The sequence below is a fragment of the Robinsoniella sp. genome, from assembly GCF_034124845.1.
In genome coordinates, this window is sequence record NZ_JAWYAJ010000104.1 from 1 (window position 1) to 8087 (window position 8087).

8 protein-coding genes are annotated in these 8087 nt (G+C 41.1%); all 8 read left to right on the forward strand.

Annotated features, from left to right (window positions below):
• A partial coding sequence (locus ACH2DQ_RS05165) for an ATP-binding cassette domain-containing protein (RefSeq protein WP_395025831.1) occupies positions 1-638 on the forward strand: 638 nt, incomplete at its 5' end.
• Complete coding sequence (locus ACH2DQ_RS05170; RefSeq protein ID WP_394915942.1) at positions 601-1698, forward strand: ABC transporter permease; 1098 nt, start codon at positions 601-603, stop codon at positions 1696-1698. The genes ACH2DQ_RS05165 and ACH2DQ_RS05170, both read left to right, overlap by 38 nt.
• Positions 1698-2657, forward strand: a complete 960-nt coding sequence (locus ACH2DQ_RS05175; protein WP_394915941.1) for an ABC transporter permease — start codon at positions 1698-1700, stop codon at positions 2655-2657. Before ACH2DQ_RS05170 ends, ACH2DQ_RS05175 begins: the two co-directional genes overlap by 1 nt.
• Before the next feature lie 164 nt (positions 2658-2821).
• A complete protein-coding gene (locus ACH2DQ_RS05180; protein WP_394915940.1) occupies positions 2822-4192 on the forward strand; it encodes an amidohydrolase family protein in 1371 nt (456 codons plus the stop codon).
• A gap of 57 nt (positions 4193-4249) precedes the next feature.
• Positions 4250-5014 (forward strand): alpha/beta fold hydrolase, encoded by a 765-nt coding sequence (locus tag ACH2DQ_RS05185; protein ID WP_394915939.1) that lies wholly within the window; start codon positions 4250-4252, stop codon positions 5012-5014.
• Positions 5015-5247: 233 nt separating this feature from the next.
• Complete coding sequence (locus ACH2DQ_RS05190; protein ID WP_395025835.1) at positions 5248-5580, forward strand: helix-turn-helix domain-containing protein; 333 nt, start codon at positions 5248-5250, stop codon at positions 5578-5580.
• 170 nt (positions 5581-5750) lie between these two features.
• Positions 5751-6467 (forward strand): LytR/AlgR family response regulator transcription factor, encoded by a 717-nt coding sequence (locus tag ACH2DQ_RS05195; RefSeq protein ID WP_394914873.1) that lies wholly within the window; start codon positions 5751-5753, stop codon positions 6465-6467.
• Positions 6464-7768, forward strand: a complete 1305-nt coding sequence (locus ACH2DQ_RS05200; RefSeq protein WP_394914874.1) for an ATP-binding protein — start codon at positions 6464-6466, stop codon at positions 7766-7768. The genes ACH2DQ_RS05195 and ACH2DQ_RS05200 overlap by 4 nt, the downstream gene beginning before the upstream one ends.
• Positions 7769-8087: the final 319 nt, after the last annotated feature.

Genomic DNA, 8087 nt, shown 5'->3' on the forward strand with positions numbered 1-8087 from the left:
TACATGTCCATCAGGGGGCTGTTCTGCTAAATGGAGCGGATATCACACGAGCAGGTATTAGGTCCAGGGTTCTTTCCGGCATTTCTTATATTCCCGAAGACCGACAGAATTATGGTCTGATAATTGACTTCTCATTAGAAGATAATCTTGTATTGAAATCCTATTTTAAAGAGCCTTTTTCAAGACGAGGGGTACTGCAGCAGCAGCGGATACGAAGCCATGCCGGAGAACTTATCGAGAAATATGACATCCGATGCAGCAGAGGCAGCCTGACGAAAGTGCGGACTATGAGCGGAGGCAATCAGCAAAAGGCAATTATAGCCAGGGAAACGCAGAGAGATGCGTCACTGCTGATTTTTGTACAACCTACCAGAGGATTGGATATCGGTGCGATTGAACGGATTCACAGTCAGATCCTGAAAGAACGGGACCATGGAAAAGCCATTCTGCTGATTTCTCTGGAACTGGAGGAAGTTATGAATCTGGCAGATACCATCGGAGTCATTTTTAATGGAAAGCTGAACCGGATAGCGTCTGCAGATCAGCTGAGCACAGAGGAAGTTGGCCAGTTTATGATGGGAGTGAAGGGAGGCAGGCAAAATGAAGAAACAGATGGTTCCCGCAAGGGAAAAGGATAGAGTTGGAGCAGCTATAATCCCTGTGGTTTCCATTGCTTTCAGCTTTCTGGTATGTGGAGTTATACTGCTGATTTTAAAGAAAAATCCGGTAACGGTATATGGCGATCTGTTAAAGGGATGTGGTCTGCTTCCAAAAGGAAGTTATGCAGGTTCCAAGAATATGCTGACGGATTTTACCAGCTTCTTAAATGCATGGACCCCACTTCTGTTTTCGGCACTGGCAGTTGCCGCAGCCTTAAAAGCTGGTCTTTTTAATATCGGTGTATCGGGACAGATGCTGGTATCCGGCTATCTCGCCACAGTTCTGGCCGGATATGGGGACCTGCCTGCATATGTGGCTAAACCACTGGTCATTGTAATTGGAATCATAACCGGTGCTCTGATCGGAGGATTGGTTGGAGGACTAAAATACCGCTTTGGCATTAATGAAGTTGTATCTACCATAATGATTAATTATATTGCCCAATATGTAATCAGTTTTTTTATAAATACATTTTATATAAACCCCATCTCCCGTCAGTCCAATCCGGTGAGCAAAGCAGCGAGACTGACCTTGATGGATGTGAAAGCAGGAAATATCAGGATTGATATTCCCCTGGGGATTATTCTGGCAATTGCAGCTGTGGTATGGATGCGTTTTTTCTTTCAGAAGACCACAGCAGGATTTGAAATAAAGGCAGTTGGCGCCAGCCGCACAGCTGCCAAATATGCAGGAATGAATGTGGGAAAAAATATTGTACTTGCAATGGTGATTTCCGGAGGGCTTGCAGGATTGGCTGGTGTCACGTACTATCTGGGGTACTTTGGTTCTATTGGTCCCAGAACATTGCCCTCTGCGGGTTTTGATGGAATTGCGGTTGCACTGCTGGGGGGAAATCAATCTGTCGGTATCTTTTTCTCTTCATTTTTAATTTCCATCATCAGTAAAGGAAGTACCTATATGAGTTCGGCATCCGGGGTAGAGGCAGAAATCGCTTCGGTAATCACGGGCCTGATCCTGCTGATTTCTGCATGCAATGCATATTTTTCGCATCGATTAAGCAAAATGGGAGGTAAGTGATGGAAGGGATAATCATAGATGGACTGTCATTTGCGCTGCCGTTGTTTGTAATGGCAATCGGAGGAATTTATAGTGAGAAAAGCGGAATCACCAATCTGGCGCTGGAGGGCTTACAGGGGTTTGGGGCATTTTCCGGAGCTTTGGCAGCAGTATTTGCCATGACTCATTTTGCACCGGAGTCACAGATACCTTTTTATATTGCATTGACAGGTGCTGTAATCGGTGGTGTTCTGTATTCTATGCTCCATGCAGTTTTGTGCATTCGTTTCCGCGCAAATCAGGTAATCAGCGGAGTTGTAATGAATATTCTGGCAATGGCACTGACCTCATTTCTGACGAAACAGATAAACAGCAGCATTTTTTCCAGTCCATCTGATAAATTTGTTCTGGGTGTATCCGGGCGCTTTCATATACCGGTTTTATCTGAGCTGCCGATAATTGGAGCAGTATTCAAGAATATATATCCATTTGAAATTATTATACTGGCAATTATGGTTTTGGCATGGTATATTCTATATAAAACAGGATTTGGCATGCATTTGCGGGCTTGCGGAGATAACCCACATGCAGTGGATGCCGCAGGGATTTCCGTGGAAAAAGTGCGTTTCCTGGCAGTTGGAGTATCCGGGGCACTCTCAGCAGTAGCGGGTATCAGCTTTGCTTATTCCATTTCATCGAACTTTTCCTCGGGAATTTATGCCGGATACGGGTACCTTTCCATAGCTGCCATGATATTTGGAAACTGGAGAATCATTCCCACACTGGGCGCCTGTCTGCTGTTTGGTTTCGCAAGATCGGGCGGATACCAGCTTGTCAGGGTATGGAACATGCCGGGCACATATTCTGATCTGGTGATGATACTGCCTTATGTCTTAACCCTGCTGCTTCTGGTGTTTTTCTCACGCCAAACCCGCGCGCCGCGTGCTTTGGGTGAGATATATGATAAAGGGAAACGATGAAATACTAACATGCATAAAGGACAAGAATACGAAAAGATTAAAATGCAAATAAACCAACAGATAAATTTTATAAATAAAGAGTAGGGGAGAATGACATGAATATACGATAGATGCAAATAGACTAACAGATAAATTTCAAAAATGAAGAATAGGGGGAGAGTGACATGAATATACGATTTTACAATGCCCGGATATTAACGTTGGCAAATGGATTTGAGGTACAGCGGGGAGAAGTACACGTAAAAGGAAGCCTGATTTCCTATGTGGGAGAGGGAAGCCTGAAAGAAGATTTTGGCATGGAAAGGAACTCGCACGATTCTTCCACCTCGTTTCAGTGTGACAATCATGCAGCCCGGCATGGATTATGCGACGGGTACAAGGAAGAACGGGGAAGCTGGGACAGGGAAATCGACTGTGAGGATAATTTGCTGATGCCCGGATTTAAGAATGCCCATACGCATTCCGGAATGACTTTTCTTCGGTCCTTTGCAGATGATATGCCGCTGCTTGACTGGCTGAACCAGCAGGTTTTTCCTATGGAAGCCAAGTTAAGTGCAGATGATATCTACCATTTATCCAAGCTTGCAATCATGGAATACCTCACCAGCGGGATAACGGCTAATTTTGATATGTATCTCACTCCGGATACCATAGCACAGGCATCTGTGGATTGCGGCTTTCGGACGGTTATGACCAGTGGTTTAAATGATTTCACCCAGTCAGTGGATCAGATAGACGCCTGGTATCAAAAATACAACCGTTACCATGAGCTGATCAGTTTTCAGATCGGATTTCACGCAGAATATACCACTTCCCGAGAATTGCTGGAGGGAGTGGCTGATCTTGCCGGGAAGTATCATGCACCTGTTTATACCCACAATTCGGAGAGCCTTTCGGAAGTAAAAGGGTGTATAGAACGCAATCATATGACGCCTACTGCTTACCTGAATCAATTTGGAATGTTCCGCTATGGCGGAGGAGGATACCACTGCGTGCACATGACAGAGGAAGATCTTAAAATCTTTCAGGAACATGGGATGTCCGTCATAACCAATCCCGGCTCCAATGCGAAACTGGCAAGCGGTATTGCTCCCATTAAAAGGGTTCTGGAGATGGGCATTAACCTGGCAATTGGAACCGATGGTCCGGCAAGCAATAACTGTCTGGATATGTTCCGGGAAATGTTCCTGACGACTGGGATGGCCAAACTCAGGGAGCAGGATGCATCCGTAGTAGATGCCAATCAGGTGCTCTATGCAGCAACCGCCGGGGGTGCCAGGGCAATGGGATTAAAAGACTGTGATACATTACAAGAAGGAAAACTGGCAGATCTGATTCTGATTGACCTGAACCAGCCCAATATGCAGCCTGTTAATAATATAACGAAAAATCTAGTATACAGTGGAAGTAAACAAAATGTGAAACTAACCATGGTGAACGGAAAAGTACTGTATGAAGATGGGAAATTTAATATTGGTGTGGAACCAAGGGAAGTATATGAGAAGGCCAATAAGATAACAGAGAGCAAAAAATAACAATTTATAAAAATTAATGTATATCATACATTAAAATTTCATTTAAGGAGAGATTATATGCCATATTTTATATATCACAATAAGAAGTGCTGGTACGAAGAAGCAGGCAGTGGACAGCCCCTGCTTTTTCTCCATGGAAATACCGCGTCCTCCAGGATGTTTGCAGAAACTGAAAAATTATACCGGGGGAAGTTTAAAACCATATTAATTGATTTTCTGGGACATGGCAGATCAGACCGTCTGGATACCTTTCAGACCGATCTGTGGTTTGATGAGGCACAGCAGGTAATTGCATTTTTAGACCAGACTGGCTATAAAAATGTAAACCTTATAGGAAGCAGCGGCGGTGCCCAGGTGGCAATCAATGTTGCACTGGAGAGACCGGATCTGGTAAATAAAGTAATTGCGGACAGTTTTGAAGGAGAAGTGCCGTTAAAAGCATTTGTGGAAAATGTAATCGAAGACAGAGAAGCATCCAAACAGGATGAAGGAACAAAATCTTTTTATATATTTAACCATGGAGAAGGCTGGGAACAGGTTGTAGACAATGATACAAAGGCGATCCATGATCACTACATAGGGATCGGTAAATTTTTTCATAAATCTTTATCAGAACTGCAAGCAGAAATTTTATTGACGGGAAGCCGCGAAGACGAGTTCGCCTCACCCCAGTTTTATGAAGAGGTGTATCAGGGACTGCTTAAGAAGATTGGCCATGGCAAAATAAAGCTGTTTGAAAAAGGCGGACATCCGGCATTATTGTCCAACGGGCAGGAATTTTATGAGACGGCATGCAGTTTTTTTGAGAAGGAAAGTGTTTGAAAATAGCTTATGAGGTTCAGTGGAACGCTTGGTGCAGACGTGCTGCGGGGCTTAGTGAGACGTTGTAGTAGTAATGTAAAAGTTTCTACTATAATCATTACATGGATTTTTGTAAAAAATCAATGAATAGTTATATAAAAATATAATAATTAGGATAAATTAAACTTATGATCCATTATAATTTTATCATATCTTGCATAAAATAAGAGTCAAATGCAGGAGGTAAGAGCAATATGGTAGTGGATTATATCGAATTAGGAAAAAGAATTAAGAAGATAAGAAAAAGTAAAGGCATTACCCAAGAACAGCTCGCAGAAAATATTGGATTATCAACACAGTATATAAGTAATCTGGAAACTGCAAAATCAAAAGGCAGTCTGGAGACAATCGTTAAAATAGCCAATATTTTTGAAGTCTCCGTAGATGAACTATTATGCGACAGTGTAAAGAAATCGAGAGATTTTCAATTAAATGATATTACCATGGAAATGCGGGATTGTACGAATAAAGAGATTAAAATGATATTAAAAGTTGTGAAGGCGTTAAAAGGAGGGATGAGGGAATAAACAGATAGCCGTATGTGTTGAGCGTACGGCTGTTTTTATATAAAGTTTGGATAAAGGAAACACTGCGTCTTTATTGCCAATTCAAGCTTTAGGAACTACTGGAGTCACACGCAGCAGAGGTGGTACGATAAAGTTGTGGGAATGACATGAATACTATGGAGAGTGGAGTTATGGTAAATATTGCAGTTGTGGATGATGAAGAAAATTGTGCAGCATTGATAAAACAAAATATCATAAAATATTTAAACCATGAGGGAGTAGAAAAGAATGTGGAGGCCTTTGGCAGTTCCAAACAGTTATTATTCGCTTTAGGAGGTAATAAGCGGTATCAGATCTATTTTTTAGATATAGAACTTCCCGATATGGATGGGTTAGCGCTCGCAGAGAAATTAATCAAGAAGAATGTTGAATCCTATATAATTTTTATTACATCGCATTTTGAAGTAGTTCTGGATGCTTTTAAAGTAAGGGCATTCCGTTTCATACCAAAAGAAATGCTGGAGGAAAAGATTCCGGAAGCCCTGGGTGCAGTTTTGAAAGAACTCAGCCTGCAAGCTGAGGAATACTACATTATTAATACTGAGCTGAGGTTTGAGAAGATCTTTTACCGGAATATTATTTATATATTCCGAGATGGCAAGAATGCTGTATTCGTAACAAAATCGGGAACAAAACATGAACGGAAGAGTCTTCGTCAGGTATATGCAAATTTATCACCGAAAGATTTTGTATTTATTGAAAAAGGCTATATTATAAACATTTTGCATGTGGTTGGGCTGATGGGGAATGTATTGGAAATGGAAGATCGGATTAGTCTGAAGGTTAGTCAGTCCAGACTTAAAGAAGTGAAAGAGAAAATACATACATTCTGGAGGTACCATAAATGAACATATTTCTGAATGGATTACAGTTCCTGTTAACAGCCGTTGAAATACAGATCTGTCTGAAAATGATGGGGATTTTCTTTGATAAAAGAGTATCCGGGAAGAAATATTATGTTTTATTGGAGACCCTGACAATCGTCATTGCCGGTATTTTGGTAATGAACAGGCAGGTAATTCTATTTTCCAGATGGGTATTGTTATTAACCATTATTCTAACATATCTTTCCGGATTTTTGCTGTACCGGGATAAGATTATAACAATATTTACGATCTCAGCGATTTTTAATATTGGCCTGGCGCTGTGCGACCTGATGAACATCTACCTGGTCAGTATATTGGTCAGGCGTCCTGATATTGGAATCTTCATTGACAACGATATCAGCTTCAGCCGTGTAATGATACTGCTGTTTACAAGGGTGGGAGCATTTTTCTTATATAGACATTTAAAAGGTTTGTTTGAAAGATCTTCCATTCGGATCAGCTACTATACAAAATGGCTTCTTCTCCTTAGCGGAATTGGATATATTGGTGTTTATAATTTTCAGGAAGTGTATGCAAATGAAGTTAGTATGGGATTCATAGCAGATTGGTTTTTGTTCTTTGCGCTAATCCTTATGATCGCAATGATATTTGGCCTATATGTGATGTACCGGAATGAGAAAGAGAATACCAAGATGATACTTATCCGAAATCAGCTTTTAGAAGACAGCTGGGGTGATTTGAACCAGATGTACCGGGATAACCAGAAGATATTTCATGATCTGAAGAAACATGTGAATATTATGTACCGTTATATGAAAAGCGGAAAGCAGGATGCCGCCATGGAGTATATGGAAAGTATCATCGGACCGGTTCAGGCATTGAACGAATGTGTATGGTCCGGGAGCCAGATTATCGACTTAATCTTAAATTATAAAAAGACAGAGGCCATACATAAAAATATTCATATGAAATGTAAAGTTGACAAATTACATAAGGTAACGATAAAAGACAATGATATGTGCGTTATTTTAGGAAATCTGCTGGATAATGCTATAGAAGCGTGTGAATTAGTTCACTATGGAAGAAAATGGATTACTGTGGAAATTTCACAGAAAAACAGACTCTTGCTCATTGCTGTGAAAAATAGCATGGAAGTACAGCCAATCAAGAAAAATGGCCGCTTTGAGACTGCTAAACAGGATAAAAAACTGCATGGACTGGGAATGGAAAGTATTCAGTCGGCGGCAGATAAGTATGGTGGCTGTGTGGAATACGAGTTTGATGATAAAGTTTTCCAAGTATTTGTGACGTTATTTTTCTAGCTCAGTGAAGTGAAATCTTATTATGTGGTCAAAAAACCTATTGTTAACGGACATCGCAGGACAATTGGAAAAAAATGTGCTATGATCTCCCCATAGCAAGCAATGGTATATAAAAATTTAAGGAGGAGATTGATGACAAGAAATGAATATCGGGGGATTTTGGGAGAAAATGTGTGTACCCGATAGAAGTGTGAGTGAAGAAAGTAACTGGGATTCCTGACGCTGTAACAGAAGGCAGCGGTTTGGGATAAGAATGAAAATAAGGCAAAAGCTTGGGAGAAGCTTTTGCCTTATTTTTCGTTTGTATCCAGGCTTAAAT

Coding starts and splice junctions, on each gene's coding strand:
- ACH2DQ_RS05170 (WP_394915942.1), top strand. CDS start 601: ATGAAGAAACAGATGGTTCCCGCAAGGGAAAAGGATAGAGTTGGAGCA.
- ACH2DQ_RS05200 (WP_394914874.1), top strand. CDS start 6,464: ATGAACATATTTCTGAATGGATTACAGTTCCTGTTAACAGCCGTTGAA.
- ACH2DQ_RS05180 (WP_394915940.1), top strand. CDS start 2,822: ATGAATATACGATTTTACAATGCCCGGATATTAACGTTGGCAAATGGA.
- ACH2DQ_RS05190 (WP_395025835.1), top strand. CDS start 5,248: ATGGTAGTGGATTATATCGAATTAGGAAAAAGAATTAAGAAGATAAGA.
- ACH2DQ_RS05185 (WP_394915939.1), top strand. CDS start 4,250: ATGCCATATTTTATATATCACAATAAGAAGTGCTGGTACGAAGAAGCA.
- ACH2DQ_RS05175 (WP_394915941.1), top strand. CDS start 1,698: ATGGAAGGGATAATCATAGATGGACTGTCATTTGCGCTGCCGTTGTTT.
- ACH2DQ_RS05195 (WP_394914873.1), top strand. CDS start 5,751: ATGGTAAATATTGCAGTTGTGGATGATGAAGAAAATTGTGCAGCATTG.